The 16,731-nt window shown below is 53.3% G+C and carries 14 protein-coding genes; 6 read left to right on the top strand and 8 right to left on the bottom strand.

Annotated elements, in window-relative coordinates; genetic code table 11:
• Positions 1 to 24: 24 nt before the first annotated feature.
• The 3 genes from HFD95_RS08880 to HFD95_RS08870 form a co-directional block, all read right to left on the bottom strand.
• On the bottom strand, positions 25 to 927 hold the full coding sequence (locus tag HFD95_RS08880; RefSeq protein ID WP_010246804.1) for an alpha/beta hydrolase: 903 nt from the start codon (positions 925 to 927) through the stop codon (positions 25 to 27).
• A gap of 107 nt (positions 928 to 1,034) precedes the next feature.
• Complete coding sequence (locus HFD95_RS08875; RefSeq protein ID WP_167423109.1) at positions 1,035 to 1,358, bottom strand: AzlD domain-containing protein; 324 nt, start codon at positions 1,356 to 1,358, stop codon at positions 1,035 to 1,037.
• Positions 1,355 to 2,023 (bottom strand): AzlC family ABC transporter permease, encoded by a 669-nt coding sequence (locus HFD95_RS08870; RefSeq protein WP_010246808.1) that lies wholly within the window; start codon positions 2,021 to 2,023, stop codon positions 1,355 to 1,357. The genes HFD95_RS08875 and HFD95_RS08870 overlap by 4 nt, the downstream gene beginning before the upstream one ends.
• Before the next feature lie 111 nt (positions 2,024 to 2,134).
• On the opposite strand from HFD95_RS08870, the gene HFD95_RS08865 reads away from it, so the two are divergent.
• A complete protein-coding gene (locus HFD95_RS08865) occupies positions 2,135 to 2,683 on the top strand; it encodes a helix-turn-helix domain-containing protein (protein WP_010246810.1) in 549 nt (182 codons plus the stop codon).
• On the opposite strand, the gene HFD95_RS08860 is transcribed toward HFD95_RS08865, so the two are convergent.
• Entirely contained in the window at positions 2,684 to 3,022 is a 339-nt protein-coding gene (locus tag HFD95_RS08860) for an ASCH domain-containing protein (RefSeq protein WP_167430131.1), read from the bottom strand.
• Positions 3,023 to 3,141: 119 nt separating this feature from the next.
• Between HFD95_RS08860 and zigA the strand changes: the two genes are divergently transcribed.
• Positions 3,142 to 4,371: a zinc metallochaperone GTPase ZigA gene (gene zigA, locus HFD95_RS08855; protein WP_010246814.1), complete on the top strand. Its 1,230-nt coding sequence runs from the start codon at positions 3,142 to 3,144 to the stop codon at positions 4,369 to 4,371.
• Positions 4,372 to 4,463: 92 nt separating this feature from the next.
• On the top strand, positions 4,464 to 5,642 hold the full coding sequence (locus HFD95_RS08850) for an FAD-binding oxidoreductase (protein WP_167430130.1): 1,179 nt from the start codon (positions 4,464 to 4,466) through the stop codon (positions 5,640 to 5,642).
• Between the two features lie 3 nt (positions 5,643 to 5,645).
• Here the strand turns inward: HFD95_RS08850 and HFD95_RS08845 are convergent, their stop codons facing one another.
• Positions 5,646 to 7,016: an aldehyde dehydrogenase family protein gene (locus HFD95_RS08845; protein WP_010246818.1), complete on the bottom strand. Its 1,371-nt coding sequence runs from the start codon at positions 7,014 to 7,016 to the stop codon at positions 5,646 to 5,648.
• A 459-nt stretch (positions 7,017 to 7,475) separates the two neighbouring features.
• Here HFD95_RS08845 and HFD95_RS08840 point away from each other — a divergent pair, with 459 nt between their 5' ends.
• The 3 genes from HFD95_RS08840 to HFD95_RS08830 all read left to right on the top strand — a co-directional run bounded on the left by HFD95_RS08840 (position 7,476) and on the right by HFD95_RS08830 (position 12,391).
• A complete protein-coding gene (locus HFD95_RS08840; protein WP_010246820.1) occupies positions 7,476 to 8,405 on the top strand; it encodes a RepB family plasmid replication initiator protein in 930 nt (309 codons plus the stop codon).
• A gap of 1,807 nt (positions 8,406 to 10,212) precedes the next feature.
• A complete protein-coding gene (locus HFD95_RS08835; protein ID WP_010246822.1) occupies positions 10,213 to 11,412 on the top strand; it encodes an AAA family ATPase in 1,200 nt (399 codons plus the stop codon).
• A gap of 7 nt (positions 11,413 to 11,419) precedes the next feature.
• Entirely contained in the window at positions 11,420 to 12,391 is a 972-nt protein-coding gene (locus tag HFD95_RS08830; protein WP_010246824.1) for a ParB family protein, read from the top strand.
• Positions 12,392 to 13,534: 1,143 nt separating this feature from the next.
• Here the strand turns inward: HFD95_RS08830 and HFD95_RS08825 are convergent.
• From HFD95_RS08825 to HFD95_RS08815, 3 genes are read right to left on the bottom strand one after another with little or no spacing between them, the layout of a single operon-like run.
• Positions 13,535 to 14,545, bottom strand: a complete 1,011-nt coding sequence (locus HFD95_RS08825) for a transketolase family protein (RefSeq protein WP_167430129.1) — start codon at positions 14,543 to 14,545, stop codon at positions 13,535 to 13,537.
• A gap of 1 nt (position 14,546) precedes the next feature.
• Entirely contained in the window at positions 14,547 to 15,389 is an 843-nt protein-coding gene (locus HFD95_RS08820; RefSeq protein ID WP_122459676.1) for a transketolase, read from the bottom strand.
• 12 nt (positions 15,390 to 15,401) lie between these two features.
• Positions 15,402 to 16,700 (bottom strand): MFS transporter, encoded by a 1,299-nt coding sequence (locus HFD95_RS08815; protein WP_033779972.1) that lies wholly within the window; start codon positions 16,698 to 16,700, stop codon positions 15,402 to 15,404.
• Positions 16,701 to 16,731 lie beyond the last annotated feature (31 nt).

Below are 16,731 nucleotides of genomic sequence, written 5' to 3'. Positions count from 1 at the left end.
CATGCCGCGATGCCCGGTCAGATATCAATCCCGGCTACCGGAAACTATTTCCAGCGTATCCACCAGCGATGAGGGTAATATCTGGCCGTGACTCTGACCGGCATAACGCGTCAGAATCAGTCTGGCACCGCTCGGGCGCAGGATGTCGGTAAGCGCGCGCTCTTCCTGCTGAAGATCGTCAGAGTGGCCGGTTCGGCGTTCGGTGATGCCATCGCCCTCCATCAGATAGAGCGACAAATGTTTTAGCGGTCCGGCGTCGGCGCGTCGGGCCAGGGTAAGAATGCGCTGATGATTCCAGCTCAGCGAGGGAGCGGCCGCAAAATAATGGCTGAACCAGGCGGCATGAAAGAAGGTGTCCAGCACGAACAGTCCGCCGTAGGAGTGACCCCAGAGCGCACGCCGCTGCGGATTACTGGGCGCAATGCGTTCTGCCCATGGGACAATTGTGTTCAGCAGCAGCTGACGAAACTGATGGCTGCCTCCGCCTTTGCGGCCATGAGGCTGAGTGACCAGAGTATCAGGCGCATCATTGGGTGGGGTGTAGTCGTAATTACGCGCCACCACATCAAAGGGCAAATGGGTGTCGTAACCCACCGCGACCAGCACTGGCGGCGTGCCGCTGCTCAGCTTTTTAAGCAGAGGTTCTGTCAAATGTGCCATCGCCGCATTGCCATCCAGTAGCCAGAGCACCGGATAGCCGCCTGGCGGCGCATCGCTTTTGGGGATAGCAAGCCACACCCGATAGTGCCGTTCCCCATCCTGTGAAACAAACTTTTTACTCTGGAAGCGATACCAGGCGGAACCTGTGTCGGCGATGTTCTTGCCCAGCGGACGCATATCGGGTCGGGCAATAGCCGGAACGGCGGTTAAACCGGCTGTCATCACGGTCAGCAGCATCAGGAGGAAACAGGTACGGATAGTGTTCATTCAGCAATCCCTGCAAGGTTATCGGGCTAATCACGCCTGAGAGAGTGCCATCCTGACAAATTTTCACCGCGATAACATCCCCGCTTTTGCCGGGGTTAATAACATCCTCAGGGCATGCCGAGAAAACGCAACAGCGCCGTCATCGCCGCCGCCCCCAGAATAATCATAATCAGCGGCGCACGACGCCACGCCAGCAACAGGGCAAAGCCCACGCCCGCCACCCGTGCCACACCGGCAAAATGCTGGCCTTCAAACAGCGTGGTGGTGGCCGCTACCGCCAGCAACAATATCGTGGCGGCGTCGGAGAGCATCTGCTGGGTGCGCTCGCTGATTGGCAGACGGTTTCCCAGCCTGACGCCTGCAAACCGCATCAGATAGGTTCCGGCAGCCAGCAGGGCAATCCCGGCGATAATCATTCCCTGATGTGTCATTTGCGCGATCTCCATGTCAGCAGGCCCAGCAGTGAAAACAGCACCGGCATGCCCGCCGGAACCAGTGGCGTCGCCAGCAAGGAGAGCAGTGCGCCGACGGTCGCGGGGATCCGGGTGCGTCGCTGGCGCAGCGCCGGGAAGATCAGAGCAATCAGGATCGCCGGAAACACCGCATCCAGTCCGATCACCGAGACATCAGGAATAAACTGCCCGATTGCTGCCCCGATCATGACGCTGACCGGCCATATTAAGCCGATACCGATACCGCACAGCCAGTAAGCACTGCGGCGCTGCGCCAGTTGCGGCTGAGAGATCCCAAACACCACACTTTCATCGTTCATGATGTGACAGCCCAGCCAGCCTGACGGACCCTGCCCCACCAGATCCTTGACCGCGATGCCAAACGGCAAATGACGTGCGTTTACCAGCAGGCCCGCTGCGGCGGCGGTAAATGGACTGCCGCCACCGGCCACAATGCCGATAAACAGGAACTCCGACGCCCCCGCCAGCACCAGCGTTGAGAGCGCCAGCGGCACCCAGAGCGGAAACCCGTCGGCCGACGCCAGCGAGCCATAGGATAAACCAACAATTCCATCAGCCAGGCAGACCAGAAAAATCGCTTTGATCACCCCTTTGTCCAGCAACTGCATTTGCGGAAAAAGCATCACTCTGTCTCATAATGAACATATAATCCGATATAATGAACACTGCGAAAACGTTTTACAAGATGAACGTTATGTTCGATATAAAAAACATTCAGGTTATCAGGAGTGCGTTTGAATACCCCTATCAGCATTATTGCCAATGCCTTAGTACGTGAACGTCAGCGAGCCGGTCTTTCACTGGCTGAAGTGGCGCGCCGCGCAGGGATCGCCAAATCTACGCTGTCACAGCTGGAAGCGGGTAATGGCAATCCGGGCATTGAAACCCTGTGGTCGCTTTGCGTAACGCTGAACATTCCATTTTCACGTCTGCTGGAGCCGGATGCGCGTCGTCTGCAGGTGATTCGGCGTGGAGAGGGCCTGACGGTTACCGCCGATCTTGCCGATTATCAGGCCGTTTTGCTGGCCTCCTGCCCGCCCGGCGTTCGGCGTGATATCTATCTGCTGGAAGTTCAGCCCGGCAGCGAACGCATTTCCCAGCCCCATATCCCCAATACCATTGAGCATATTATTATCGCTAAAGGGCGTGCGCTGGTGGGCCCGGTCGACAGTGCGGTGGAGCTGGATGTGGGGGATTACATTACCTATCCGGGCGATGAGCTGCATATCTTTCGGGCGCTGGAAGCCGATACGATGGCGCTGCTGGTGATTGAGCATAGCTGATCACTGTTTAGTGAGCTTCTGCAGGGTTTCTGCGGGCGTGAGGTGAGTGATTAGCTGCACCTCACTGCTCAGCCTGATCTCCGGATAGTGCTCGCGCTTCCCTTCCAGCAGCACCTCATCAGGCCATTCCTCCTGTTTCCCCAGCGTCGCGGCGACTTCGCTTAAGCGCAGCGTGTCGACCTGCGTCACCCACACGATTACCGCGTCCGTTTCATCGTGCTGATTCACCAGTCTCAGCGGACCCATGGTGATATCGCCCTCCTGCCAGCGAATCGTCGAGGTTTTCTCTCCGGACCTGACGGCTGGGATCAGACGCGGGACAAGCGTGAGTTGTTGCATTTCCACTCCCTTTTAAACGCTCATTGATACCCGAAACAAAAACACAAATCCGGGTTGAAAACAAACTCACTAATGTTATGTTATAACGTATCTATAATCACATTCTTACAGGTAATACCATGACACTCTCTGCTCTGACATCCGACGATCCCCGTCTGCCGGTTGCCGTTCTCTCCGGCTTTCTCGGTGCCGGTAAAACTACCCTGCTTAATCATATTCTGAACAACCGCGAAGGACGACGGATCGCGGTGATCGTCAATGATATGTCTGAAATTAATATTGACGCAGCGCTGGTGCGCGATGGCGGCGCGCAGCTCTCCCGCACCGATGAAAAGCTGGTCGAAATGAGTAACGGCTGCATCTGCTGCACGTTGCGTGAAGATCTGCTGCTGGAGGTAAAACGTCTGGCTCAGGCCGGGCGTTTTGATCACCTGGTGATTGAGTCTACCGGCATTTCTGAACCGCTGCCGGTTGCCGAAACCTTTACGTTTGAAGATGAAGCGGGTGAAAGTCTGTCAGCCTATGCCCGGCTGGACAGTATGATCACCGTGGTCGATGGCTTTAACTTCCTGCGCGATTATCGTTCAGCCGATGATCTGCAGTCACGTGGCGAATCGCTGGGCGCGCAGGATGAGCGCTCAGTGGTTGATCTGCTGGTAGATCAGATTGAGTTTTGTGATTTGCTGGTGCTGAACAAAACGGACCTGCTCAGCCCGGCGCAGCTGCACCAGTTGAAGGGCATGCTGCAGGCGCTTAATCCGCACGCGCTTATTGTAAACAGTGAGTTTGGGCAGGTTCCGCTGGACTGCCTGCTGAATACCGGCCGGTTTGATTTTGACCGGGCAGCGCAGGCACCCGGCTGGCTGCAGACCCTGCGCGGTGAGCATCAGCCGGAATCGGAGGAGTATGGCATTCGTAACTTTGTCTATCGCGCCCGTCGTCCGTTCCATCCGCAGCGTTTCTGGCATGCAGTAAACCACCAGCTTGACGGCGTTATCCGCTCTAAAGGCTACTTCTGGCTGGCCAGTCGGCCGGAATATGCCGCAATGTGGTCGCAGGCGGGCGCGGTGGCACGTCAGGGTTATGCCGGGCGCTGGTGGGTCAGCGTGCCGCGGACTGAATGGCCACAGGATGCAGATTCGCTCAACTTTATCGCTGAACAGTGGCAGGAAGGTACCGGCGATGCGCGCCAGGAGCTGGTCTTTATCGGCATTGAGATGGACGAGAAGAGCGTCCGTGCCGCGCTGGATCATGCGCTGCTGACACCACAGGAGATGGCTGCGGGGCCTGAACAGTGGATCACCCTGGCCGATCCGGTGCCCGCATGGTTCGATGAAACCACCGCCTGACGCTGCGGTTGACGTACTTCTTTGACTTCGCAATAGTAAACGAACCGGCGGGTAGCAGTTTTCCACTAATCCCTGTTCAGGAGAGACCAGATATGCCACAACGTATTGCCGTAATCGGTGCAGGCGTGCTGGGTTTAGCCGTCGCGCAGTCATTGTCGCGACGGGGCGCACAGGTCACCGTCTTCGATAAAAACTATCCTGGCAGCGGAACCAGTCAGATCAGCTATGCCTGGGTCAATGCCAACGGCAAAGAACCCACCAGCTATCATGATCTTAATGCCCATGCGATAGACGAGCACAAGCGCTGGCAGGCCAGCCATCCTGCATCACCCCGATGGCTGCTGGAAACTGGCACGCTGGAGTGGGCAGCCGATGATTCATCCCTGCGCCAGCTGGCGCAGCGCGCAGCAAAGCTTACGACGCTCGATTACCCCGTAGAGAAACGTAGCCGCGCCGCACTTCTGGGTGCAATGCCCGAGTTGCGACTTGATCCCCGCGTTCAGCACGCCTGGTCTTTCCCGTCGGAGTGTCTGCTTTATCCGAGCCTGTTTATCGCCTCTCTGCTGGCAGAGCTGCGTACCAGTGGCGGGCAGTTGGTCTGCAACAATGAAGTGACGACGCTGACTGAATCGGCGCAGGATGTCCATCTTACGCTGGCCAGTGGGGATGAATGGCGCGGCGATCAGCTGGTGCTGGCGACCGGCCGCTGGGCACCGGAACTGATAAGTCAGTGCGGGCTTGAACTGGCGATGACCGATGCGAATCGAGCCGATCCTGTTGCCTGCAGTTTTCTGGCGCAGACCCAGCCTCTGCCGATCCCACTTAAATGCAATCTGATTACCCCGGAACTGAATGTGCGGCCGGATGGCGGTGGCCGTCTGATGCTGCAGGCGCTGGATCTGGATCAGCACGCCGATCCGGCGCGGCCGGTCTCGCCGGATGGACTGATTGGCAAAGAGATGCTGCGTCGATTGCGGCGGCTGTTTAAAAACACCGAAGCCGCGAGAATTGAGCGGATTGAAACAGGACAGCGGTCGCGTCCGTCAGATGGCTTGCCGGCATTAGGCTACATCAGCGAGTCAGCACGCGTTTATCTGATGGTCAGCCATAGTGGCATGACACTTGCCCCATTGCTGGGCAGGCTGGTGGCTGAGGAGATGCTGAGCGGCACAGCGTCACCAATGCTGAGTGCGTTTGCACCGCATCGGTTGCTGCGTCCGCTCAGTGCGGTCGCTAAAACAGCGCCCGCTTATCTTCCGTCGGCACAGTAAACACTAGCGACGATTCTTCCAGACGGTCTGCACGTTACAGAATTCGTGCACACCAAAGTGCGACAGCTCACGGCCGTAGCCGCTTTTCTTCACACCACCGATGGTAACGCGCGGATCGGACGCGCCGTTGCCATTAATAAACACAGCACCGACTTCCAGCTGGAGCGCCAGACGATCGGCAATCTCTTCATTACCGCTCCAGACGGTGGCGCTGAGGCCAAATTCGCTGTCGTTGGCGATCTCCAGCGCATGTTGTGGATCCCTTGCGACCGCAATAGCGGCTACCGGGCCAAACAGCTCCTGCCTGAACGCGGTCATGTCGCTGGTGACATCAGCGAGAATGGTCGGCGCGTAGTAGTTACCCTGCCCTGCCACTTTCTCGCCGCCCAGTACCAGACGTGCACCTTCACGCAGCGTGGCCTTTACCTGTCCATCCAGTTCGTCACGCAGATCGGCGCGTGCCATCGGGCCCAGGAAGGTATTTTCATCCAGCGGATCGCCCATGGTGAGTGCCTGGACCGCGGCAGTGAAGCGTTTTTCAAATTCTTCAGCGATCGGAGCTTCCACAATAAAGCGTTTGGCAGCCATACAAACCTGCCCGGTATTCTGGAAACGTCCAATAACGGCTGATTTAACCGCTTCATCAAGATCGGCATCCGCCAGCACGATAAAGGGATCGGATCCACCCAGCTCCAGCACGGTTTTCTTAAGTGCTGCGCCCGCCTGTGCGGCGATCGCGGCGCCAGCCCGGACACTTCCGGTAACGGCAACGGCGGCAATACGGTCATCTTTGATGGCTACGGAGACACCATCGTTGTCAACGTTGATCAGGTTAAAGCCGCCAGCAGGCAGATCGGTTGCCCTGAACAGCTCAGCCATCAGTGTGGCGCTTCCCATGACGTTAGGCGCGTGTTTGAGCAGATAGGTGTTGCCCGCCAGCAACATACTCACTGCGCCCCGCAGAACCTGCCACAAGGGGAAATTCCATGGCATTACAGCCAGGATCACCCCGATGGGACGGAATCGCTGCCACGCATCGGCAATCTGAGTGGGCTGATCGGCCAGCATTGCAGGGCCATGTTCCGCATACCAGTCGCATAAGTTAGCGCATTTCAGAACTTCAGCGCGTGCCTGTGCAATGGGTTTACCCATCTCCAGGGTGATCATGCGGGAAAGATCCTGCTCACGCAGACGGATCTGTTCGCCAAGCTGACGCAATACGCGAACGCGGTCCGTCATGGTGCTCTGTTTCCATGCAGCAAAAGCAGATGCGCTTTCAGTCAGTGTCTGTTCCAGCTCTGCACTATTCTGCAAAGGATAGCGTGCCAGAATTTCACCAGTTGTGGGGTTACGTGATAGGGCATGTTCAGTCATGGTGCCGTATTCCTCATTCTGTCAGTGATGGAGAGACGATACGCGCTGTAGTTGATGATGAAAAATGAATAATATTGAGGAAGTTGTTTATCGATTGAGAATGAATGCGGCTATGACCGATTAGTCGGTCAGGCAGTGGGCAGATTGCGGGCCAGTTTTTGCTGGTGGTCAACACGTCTGAAAATGATGTCACGCCTTAAGTTTTCCACTTATACAGTGACCAGATCCTAATAAACGATCCTTAATAGATCATATAGAGATCCTAAGAGATCCCCGATCGTCGCAGGCCGCACCCCACAAGGGCTGAAAGGGTGATCGCGTTCACTATAATCAGTAAAGTGTTCACTGTAATCAGTACTTTATTCACTGTACCAGGTAGAATGTTCACTGTAAACAGTGCTAATGTTCACTGTAGTCAGAAAACGATCCCTTTCATCCACAGAATGAAGATCTTACGCCATGGCAGATAAAGACAACGAAAACAAAGCGTTACTTGAACCTTTTCTGTCAGTGACAAAAAACAGCGGTGAAGTTATTCAGCTTCATCCCAACAAGAATAATACCGTTCAGCCTGTCGCTTTAATGCGTCTTGGGCTGTTCGTGCCGACGCTGAAATCTACTGCACGCGGTAAATCCGGTGCGATGGCATCAACGGATGCGACGAAAGAGCTGAAGAATCTGACGCTGGTGAAAGCGGAAGGCTACGAAAAGATTACCATTACCGGCGCGCGGCTGGATATGGATAACGATTTCAAAACCTGGGCGGGTATTATTCAATCGTTTTCCCGCTATCCGACCAAAGGCGATACCGTCACGCTGCCGTTTATCGATTTTGTGAAGATGTGTGGCATTCCCTCTGCCAACTCTTCAGCCGCCCTGCGCAAGCGTCTTGATGCCTCTCTGCGCCGCATCGCGACCAATACGCTCTCTTTTGAAGGCAACGGTAAGGCCTATCATACCCACCTTGTTCAGTCTGCTTATTACGATCGCGAAAAAGATATTGTGCGCATCCAGGCCGACCCCAAGCTGTTCGAACTCTATAACTTCGACCACAAAGTCCTGCTTCAGCTCCGTGCGATATCCCGTCTGAAGCGTAAAGAGTCTGCGCAGGCGCTTTACACCTTCCTGGAAAGCCTGCCAACCAATCCGGCGCCTATCTCGCTTGCACGCCTGCGTATGCGCCTGAACCTCGGCTCTAAGACCACCACGCAGAACCATGTCGTGCGGCGCGCGATGGAGCAGCTGAAAGAGATCGGTTATCTGGATTACTCAGAAGTGAAGCGTGGCCGCTCAGTCTTTTTTATTATCCACAGCCGTACGCCTAAGCTTGATGGCATCAGTAATCTGGAGAGCATCGATTCGCTGGATGAGATCGAGTTTGATGATTAGCCCCTCACGTTCACTGTAATCAGTATTCCTGCGTGGCAGTGTCACTTTCTGCGTCACCGGTGACATTGCGCCATCCACTCTTCATTCACTGTAATCAGTACTCCCCAGGGATTCACTGTGATCAGTAACGTTCACTGTAATCAGTATACGGGCCGCCGGACAAAAGTGTGTTCTTCCCCCTCTCCCTTCTGCGTGCCATTTTATAAGGCTTAACAAGTAAGTTAGTACTTACTCTCATATTTGTTAGCACTCACTTATACTGTGTTTACTGATTACAGTGAATGCCCTGACTTCGGTTGGCTAAGCCCCTCTCTGCTGATTACAGTGAATCCTTTTTACTGACTACAGTGAATGCCTTTGCTTTGCCCTGTTCTCGAATAGCATTACCGGCTGGCCAGCAAATCAGGGCTGGATGCGGTTTACCATGAGGGGTCTGCTCAGCGTGATTCACATGATACGTATGACCTGAATGACACACTTAACCAGAGAGAGCAGCGTGACACTGTTACTGACTACAGTGAATGTTTGCTGATGGGCACCACCCTCGCCTCACCATTGAATCTCTTTAACGGCTTTCCGAATGGCTACTGATTACAGTGAACGTTGTTGCCAGATGTCCGGTCTGAAGCGAGTCATAACTGCCATGGCGAGATGCTAATCTTGTACTGATTACAGTGAACGTTCTGCTGATTACAGTGAATGTTTGCTGCGGTGTACCTGAAAGTATCGTGCATTCTACTGATTACAGTGAACGTTCAAGTGAACTTGCTGACGGCATTGCTGATGTATACGATACGGGGCTGGTGCATGACTGGCTGAAGGGCGATAGAAGAAGCCGTTGCTCGCAAGGTCTGGTCACTTCATGACTCGGAACAACGTCGGCACACTCTGATGCAGAACAGAATCGCCTCTGTCTACTTACTGCTATCTACTGACTCATATTACGACCCCGTCGGCACGCCCTGATTCAGAACAGAATCGCTTCTGCCTACTTACTGCTAAACAGGAACTACTGACTACAGTGAATGTTTGCGCGGTTGTTCTCCTTCTAATCCCTTTTCTGTTTGTGATGTTACTGACTATAGTGAATGTTTACTGCTTTCTGGATTTACTGATTACAGTGAACGTTTATGGGCTTTACGCTTCTGTATCGCAGACCAGAGTCGGTTGTGACGTTGCCGGTGTATATTCCCTCTCCAGATTCCGATGCTTTTATAATCCGCTTAGGATTTTTCAACCCATCCTTACTGACTACAGTGAACGTTTACTCTGCCCTGCTCCCTCTTCTGGCTCCTGATCGGCAAGTTTACTGATTACAGTGAACGTTGCTCTTCACAGAGCTGAACACGTAAAATGCTACTGACTATAGTGAATGTTGAAGTGATGCAGTTGCAAAGATCAGCACAGCAACCGCATTTACTGCCTGAAAATCCGTTTATGAATGTATCCATCGCGCTTTCGCCTGCTCCATAAGTCACCGAATGAGACACAAGCTTTACTGACTACAGTGAACGTTTGATCTCTCCAGGGCTGTCTCCTGAGGTCTCCCCTTTCCTGCTCACTGTACCCGGTTTGTCTGATGATTTTTTAAACCTGTTTGCTCACTACAGTGAATGTTCTGCTGATTACAGTGAATGCTGACCGCAATTAACCTGCAAAATATACTGGGCCAGACGAAATAATGTGATGAAGCTCACCAAAACCCGTGTGGTTACATAAAAACGGAGATTATGTTGAGAAGATAATTTATTGCCTCACGTGCAGGATTTCTGTATAAAGTCATAAATCCTACATGTTTGGAGCAACTATGGCTAATGATGACAAGCAGGTGATGAAGGTTGCGCAGCGTTCAGAACGCATGCTGCTAAGCCTCACCGAGCAAATTCAGGCGCAAAAGCAGGAACTGCATGAAAATACCTACTATCAGGTCTATGCCAAAGCGGCGCTGGCAAAGTTGCCCAAACTGACCCGAGCCAGTGTGGATTACGCAGTCAATGAGATGGAAGAGAGCGGTTATCAATTTGATAAACGCGCGGCCGGTTCTTCCGTTAAATATGCTATGTCGATTCAGAATATTATCGATATCTATCATCATCGTGGCGTGCCCAAGTATCGCGATCGGCATAGTGACGCTTACACCCTGTTTGTCGGTAATCTGAAGGGCGGTGTCTCCAAAACGGTTTCTACCGTCTCGCTGGCACATGCGCTACGTGCACATCCCCATCTGCTTTTTGAAGATTTGCGCATCCTGGTTATCGACCTTGATCCGCAGTCCTCAGCAACCATGTTTCTGAACCACGAGCGCTCTGTAGGGCTGGTGGAAGCGACTGCGGCGCAGGCAATGCTGCAGAATGTCTCACGAGATGAGCTGGTCAATGAGTTTATCGTTCCGTCGATCATTCCGGGTGTGGATGTGCTGCCTGCATCGATTGATGACGCCTTTATCGCCTCAAGCTGGGATCAGCTTTGTGCTGAGCATCTTCCGCAACAGAACGTTCACGCCGTGTTGTATGACAACGTTATTGCCAAACTGAAAAAAGATTATGACTTTATCTTTATCGACAGCGGCCCGCATCTTGATGCCTTCCTGAAGAATGCGATTGCAGCGTCAGATCTTCTGATGACTCCGGTGCCACCGGCTCAGGTAGACTTTCACTCGACACTAAAATACCTGACACGTCTTCCGGAACTGATTGCGATTATCGAAGACTCCGGCGCGACCTGTCGGCTGCAGGGTAATATTGGCTTCATGTCGAAGCTCTCCAATAAAGCAGACCACAAACTCTGTCACAGCCTGGCAAAAGAGATTTTTGGTGGCGACATGCTTGATGCTGCCCTTCCCCGCCTTGATGGTTTCGAACGTTGTGGCGAATCCTTTGATACGGTTATCTCCGCCAATCCTTCGACCTACGTCGGCAGCAGCGAAGCGTTGAAGAATGCACGATCCGCCGCAGAAGACTTTGCTAAAGCCGTCTTCGACCGTATCGAATTTATTCGCCTGAACTGAGGTTTGTATGAGCGCAAAAAGAATTACGATTGGCAGAACCTTCAGCCAGACTCCACTGGAAAATGACACACCAGACAGCCAGCACAACCAGACATTCGTTCTGGCAACGGGCAAGCGCGCTTTGTTTCGTTTTGAACGCATTGCCGCCAGCGACGTTGAAAGCAAAACGTTTGTCACAATGGAAACCAACGGTCGCGATCAGGCAGGCCTGACACCTGATTCGCTGCGCGACATTATCCGGACCATTAAGCTGCAGCAGTTCTTTCCCGCTATTGGCGTGATGCGCGATGACCGCATCGAAATCCTCGACGGTTCACGTCGTCGGGCAGCGGCGCTCTACTGCAAAACCGGCCTGGACGTGCTGATTACTGACGCGGCCATCACCGCTGATGAAGCCCGCCGACTGGCGCAGGATATTCAGACGGCACGGGAACACAATCTGCGCGAAGTGGGTATGCGTCTGTTAACGCTTAAAGATGGCGGTTTATCGCAGAAGGAGATTGCTGAAAATCAGGGTTTGTCCCAGGCAAAAGTGACGCGTGCCCTGCAGGCCGCCAGCGTTCCGTCAGATTTAATTTCACTTTTTCCTAATCACGCTGAGCTGACCTATCCCGACTATAAAGCGTTGTTACAGGCTGCTGACAAGTTGAGTGAGTCCGGGCAAAGCGTTGAAGCTCTGATCAAATCCATTTCCAGGGAAATTGATGTGGTCTGTGCCCGTGAAGGTCTGGCCGAGGACGAGCTTAAAAATCATATCCTGCGTCTGATTCGACAGGGCAGCCAGACTCTGATCAAAGAACCGGAGAAAGATAAAACCCAGGCGACTGCACTCTGGTCTTTTGCTGATAAAGATCGCTTCGCCCGCAAAAAGGTACGCGGACGGATGTTCAGTTATGAATTTAACCGGCAGTCGAAAGAGTTGCAGGAAGAGCTGGATAAAGTTATTGCGGAGACCCTGAAAAAATATCTCAACCGTTAAGGCATCCGCACTCAAATCAGCCAGCGATAAACGCTGGCTTTTTTTTTGATTTTTTAGGTAATCGGCGTTAATAGAGATGGCGGACACCTAAATTTCAGGCTGAAATCGCCAGATTTTCAAGTGTGAATTCATGATTATGCTATTGAAATATAATAAATTAATCTATTGTGTCTTGCTGAAAAACTGCATGAAATCGCCACTTCGCTGAACTCTTTCGCCAGATACCGAAGCCGCTTCCAAACCGCACAGGTCACTATAAACAGAGATAACGTTTTTCGTCTGATGCTATCGTTGATGAATCTCATCGCCGCCAGCGCGCATCCGACGGTCAGAATATTGCAAGTAATGATTTTCCGGGACTGGTTCATTAGTGACCAATCAACTTTACTAAACCTCAGTCACAGCGTACCGGCTTCACACACTCCGCTAATTCCTCTGCCTGGCCTTTCTCCAAACATTAGCCCGCCAGCGATATTTCGTAATTAACTGTTTGTTTTTAGTATAAAAGATTAAAAAATTTCAGCCTGAAATCGCCATGCCTGCAGTTAAACACTCCCTCGTTTCAGGTCTGAGGGCGAACGGATAAGATCAGAAAAGAGGCGTATATTAAGAGCAGTAAAGTCCTGAACAGAGAGTGAAAAAAGATACTCAGAAACTATCCCTCACTTATCCACAGAAAAAGTGGATAACTTTTTCTGCGAGATAAAATTTTTTTTGAAGAGGTGCGATACAAGATGCAGCTTTGGCAGGGAACTCCATTAAAACCTGATCAGCGCGAAAAGATTGTCACAGTCTGCTCATGACGGAAAGGCAGTTGCATGGCATCAGATTCACTGTATTGGGTAAAGCAGATGAAATCGGCAGCTTACGGACGAAGAGCTCCTATCGGCCTACCTGATAAAAGGCGATGGCTCACTGCACTGCTGTTTACAGTGAATTGCGAGAAATAACGTCTCTATGGCATTGAACCGGGTTATCAGTGGCTGTTATCGGCATACAGCGTAGTTGCTGATGCGCAGAGAGTGCTGACCACTGCAATCAGTAATCAGACCTACATGAAGTGACGTAATGCAATGATGATCTTCCACGGCAGTACCGAACCTATGCAGAAGAAAACCGGGCCAGGCCCGGTTTTGAAATGAATCAGGCTTCAAGCCAGGCGGTGATTTGCTTAACCATGGCATCCGTTGAGATGCCATAACGGTTATGTAGCGTCGGTAGTGCGCCTGCTGCAAGGAAAGCATCCGGCAGAGCAATCTGTTTAAAGCGCGGCGTCACATGGTTTCGCATTAACAGGCCGGCAATAGCTTCGCCTAAGCCACCCGTTATCGAATGATTTTCAGCGGTGATAACCAGCTGGTTATGATGCAGTGCTACTCCTGCCTCACGCAGGATGGTCTCTTCATCCAGAGGCTTAATCATGGGTGAGTGAACCACACCGACCTCAATCCCCTGCTTCTCCAGCGCTTCAGCGGCTTCAAGCGCCCGCATGGTCATCAATCCGCTGCTGATAATAACGGCATGCTTACCGCCGCGCAGGCGCTGAGCCTTACCGTGGTGATAGCGATAGTCATATTTATCCAGCACCAGCGGAACCTTACCGCGCAGCAGGCGTAAATAGACCGGGCCCTGATGTTCAGCAATAGCCGGTATCACCTGGCTAATCTCAAGTGCATCGCAGGGATCGATGATAGTCAGGTTCGGCATGCCACGGAAGATTGCCAGGTCATCAGTAGCCTGATGACTCGGTCCATAACCGGTGGTCAGGCCCGGCAGTGCGCAGGCGATTTTAACGTTCAGATTCTCTTCGGCGATGGCCATGCAGATAAAATCATAAGCGCGGCGGGAAGCAAAGACGGCATAAGTGGTGACAAAAGGCATAAAGCCTTCACGCGCCATACCTGCTGCGGCGCTCATCAGTAACTGTTCCGCCATGCCCATCTGATAAAAGCGTTTCGGAAAAGCCTCTGCGAACAGGTGCAGATCGGTGTATTTACTTAAATCAGCCGTCAGCCCGACCACATCTGAGCGCTGCTCTGCCAGAGAGACCAGGGCATGTCCAAAAGGAGCTGAAACCGTGGGCTGGCCTTCAGCGGCGATCGAGGCGATCATGGCGGATGTGGTCAGACGTTTTTTTTGCGGTTGTGAACTCATCTCAGACTCCTTGCTCAAGTGCTGTCAGGGCTTTGTCCCACTCATCGGCATCGACCCGAATAAAGTGGGTTTTCTCACGACTTTCCAGAAACGGCACCCCTTTTCCCATTCGGGTATCGCAAATAATGACGCGCGGCTGCGGTTCGGGCCAGTTGCGAGCCGCATCAAAGGCGGCCTGCAAAGCAGAGATATCGTTGCCATCAACCCGCTGGGTGTACCAGCCAAAAGCCTGCCAGCGATCCACAATGGGTTCAAAAGCGAGAATCTCACTGCTATGACCGTCAGCCTGCTGATTGTTGACGTCGATAAGGGCGATCAGGTTATCAAGTTGCCAGTGTGAGGCGGACATTGCCGCTTCCCAGGTAGAGCCTTCATTCAGTTCACCATCTGAAAGCAGGTTATAGACTCGTGCCTGCGAGCCTTTCTGTTTCAGCCCCAGACAGGCACCCACGGCAATACCTAAGCCATGACCCAGTGAACCGCCGGTAATTTCCATACCTGGCGTATAGGCAGCCATGCCGGACATCGGCAAGCGGCTCTCATCAGTCCCATAGGTTTCCCTCTCCTCTTCAGGTATCACGCCTGCTTCCAGCAAGGCGGCGTAAAGGGCGATAGCGTAATGGCCAATCGACAGATAGAAGCGATCGCGGTCTTCCCACTCAGGTTGATCCGGCCGGTAATTCATGGCGTGGAAATAGCTGACAGCAAGCAAATCGGCGGCACCCAGCGCCTGACCGATATATCCCTGCCCCTGAATCTGCCCCATTAATAAGGCATGGCGGCGAATATTGGTGGCTCGTTGCTGCAATGAGAGCACGTGTGAAGCGTGACGAGAGTCAGTCATGTTACCTCCTGATTAACGATTAACGTCCGCTGCCCGGATGCGCAGCACGCATAGCGCGCCACCCAGCAGGACGGCAGCAATAAAGTACATTCCGGAAGCGGGCGTACCGGTTGCGGTGGTGATGGTGCCTATCAGCCACGGTGAGAAAAAACCGGCCAGATTAGCAATGCAGTTCACGGCGGCGATGCCTGCGGCGGCAGAGACGCCACCTAACAGATTGGTCGGCAACATCCAGAACAGCGATGAGGCGGAAAGAATGCCCGCAGCGGCAATACAGAGGGAGAGCAGTGACAGGGAAACGCTATGGCTCAGCAGAGTTGCCAGCGTCAGTCCGGTGAGTCCGATCAGCATCGGAACAATCAGATGCCAGCGGCGTTCACGATAGCGATCGCCACTGCGCCCGGCCAGCAGCATAAAGATAATGGCGCAGAGGTAAGGCAGACTGGTCAGAAGCCCAATATGCAGCGGTTCACTGACGCCTGAGTTTCTCACCAGCGTCGGTAACCAGAACGTCAGGGCGTACTGACCCATCACCACACAGAAGTAGATCAGCGCCAGCAGCCACAGACGACGGTCGGCGACAAAGGCTTTTACCGTGCCATGACAGGCTTTCTGCTGATTATCCTCGTCCAGATCGGCACGCACCCGGCGTTTCTCATCTTCATCCAGCCACTCTGCCTGTTCAACGCGATCCTTCAGAACCAGCAGTACCACTAATCCCATAATAAGAGTGGGGATAGCTTCCAGCATAAACATCCACTGCCAGCCTGCCCATCCGTGAAAGCCTGCAAAGGTCGCCATAATCCAGCCTGAGAGCGGGCCGCCAATCATCCCTGAGAGTGGAATGGCGACAAACCAGAGCACGGTCATACGCGCGCGACGGTGTGATGGAAACCAGTAGGTCAGGTAGAGCAGTAAACCTGGCGCAAGACCGGCCTCGGCAACGCCGAGCAGAAAGCGCAGCAGGTAGAACTGCCATGCGGTTTCTACAAAGGCGAACAGGGCTGAGATGATTCCCCATGTGATCATAATGCGGGCAATCCAGCGGCGTGCGCCGACACGGTGCAGGATCAGGTTACTCGGCACCTCAAAGAAGAAGTAGCCGATAAAAAAGATCCCGGCACCCAGTCCATACACGGTTTCGCTGAGAGACAAATCATCCATCATCTGTAATTTAGCGAAGCCCACATTGACGCGATCAAGATAGGCGCAGAGATAACAGAGCATCAGCCAGGGCATCAGGCGCCAGGCAATTTTGCGATAGGTTATATCGCGCGCAGCAGAGGCTGCGCTCAGATTAAGCGTGGTCATGGTGTTCACTCCCGAAGTTAGCCCGCCAGGC

It is taken from the genome of Pantoea sp. EKM10T (genome assembly GCF_011800685.1).
Classification (GTDB): Bacteria; Pseudomonadota; Gammaproteobacteria; order Enterobacterales; family Enterobacteriaceae; genus Pantoea; species Pantoea agglomerans.
This window is presented reverse-complemented; position numbering and strand designations above follow the sequence as displayed.

What these genes read in the sequence shown, in the direction of transcription:
- HFD95_RS08830 (WP_010246824.1), top strand. Translation starts at nt 11,420, where the DNA reads ATGAGCGCAAAAAGAATTACGATTGGCAGAACCTTCAGCCAGACTCCA.
- HFD95_RS08850 (WP_167430130.1), top strand. Translation starts at nt 4,464, where the DNA reads ATGCCACAACGTATTGCCGTAATCGGTGCAGGCGTGCTGGGTTTAGCC.
- HFD95_RS08820 (WP_122459676.1), bottom strand. Translation starts at nt 15,389, where the DNA reads ATGACTGACTCTCGTCACGCTTCACACGTGCTCTCATTGCAGCAACGA.
- HFD95_RS08840 (WP_010246820.1), top strand. Translation starts at nt 7,476, where the DNA reads ATGGCAGATAAAGACAACGAAAACAAAGCGTTACTTGAACCTTTTCTG.
- HFD95_RS08845 (WP_010246818.1), bottom strand. Translation starts at nt 7,016, where the DNA reads ATGACTGAACATGCCCTATCACGTAACCCCACAACTGGTGAAATTCTG.
- HFD95_RS08870 (WP_010246808.1), bottom strand. Translation starts at nt 2,023, where the DNA reads ATGCTTTTTCCGCAAATGCAGTTGCTGGACAAAGGGGTGATCAAAGCG.
- HFD95_RS08825 (WP_167430129.1), bottom strand. Translation starts at nt 14,545, where the DNA reads ATGAGTTCACAACCGCAAAAAAAACGTCTGACCACATCCGCCATGATC.
- zigA (WP_010246814.1), top strand. Translation starts at nt 3,142, where the DNA reads ATGACACTCTCTGCTCTGACATCCGACGATCCCCGTCTGCCGGTTGCC.
- HFD95_RS08860 (WP_167430131.1), bottom strand. Translation starts at nt 3,022, where the DNA reads ATGCAACAACTCACGCTTGTCCCGCGTCTGATCCCAGCCGTCAGGTCC.
- HFD95_RS08835 (WP_010246822.1), top strand. Translation starts at nt 10,213, where the DNA reads ATGGCTAATGATGACAAGCAGGTGATGAAGGTTGCGCAGCGTTCAGAA.
- HFD95_RS08875 (WP_167423109.1), bottom strand. Translation starts at nt 1,358, where the DNA reads ATGACACATCAGGGAATGATTATCGCCGGGATTGCCCTGCTGGCTGCC.
- HFD95_RS08815 (WP_033779972.1), bottom strand. Translation starts at nt 16,700, where the DNA reads ATGACCACGCTTAATCTGAGCGCAGCCTCTGCTGCGCGCGATATAACC.
- HFD95_RS08880 (WP_010246804.1), bottom strand. Translation starts at nt 927, where the DNA reads ATGAACACTATCCGTACCTGTTTCCTCCTGATGCTGCTGACCGTGATG.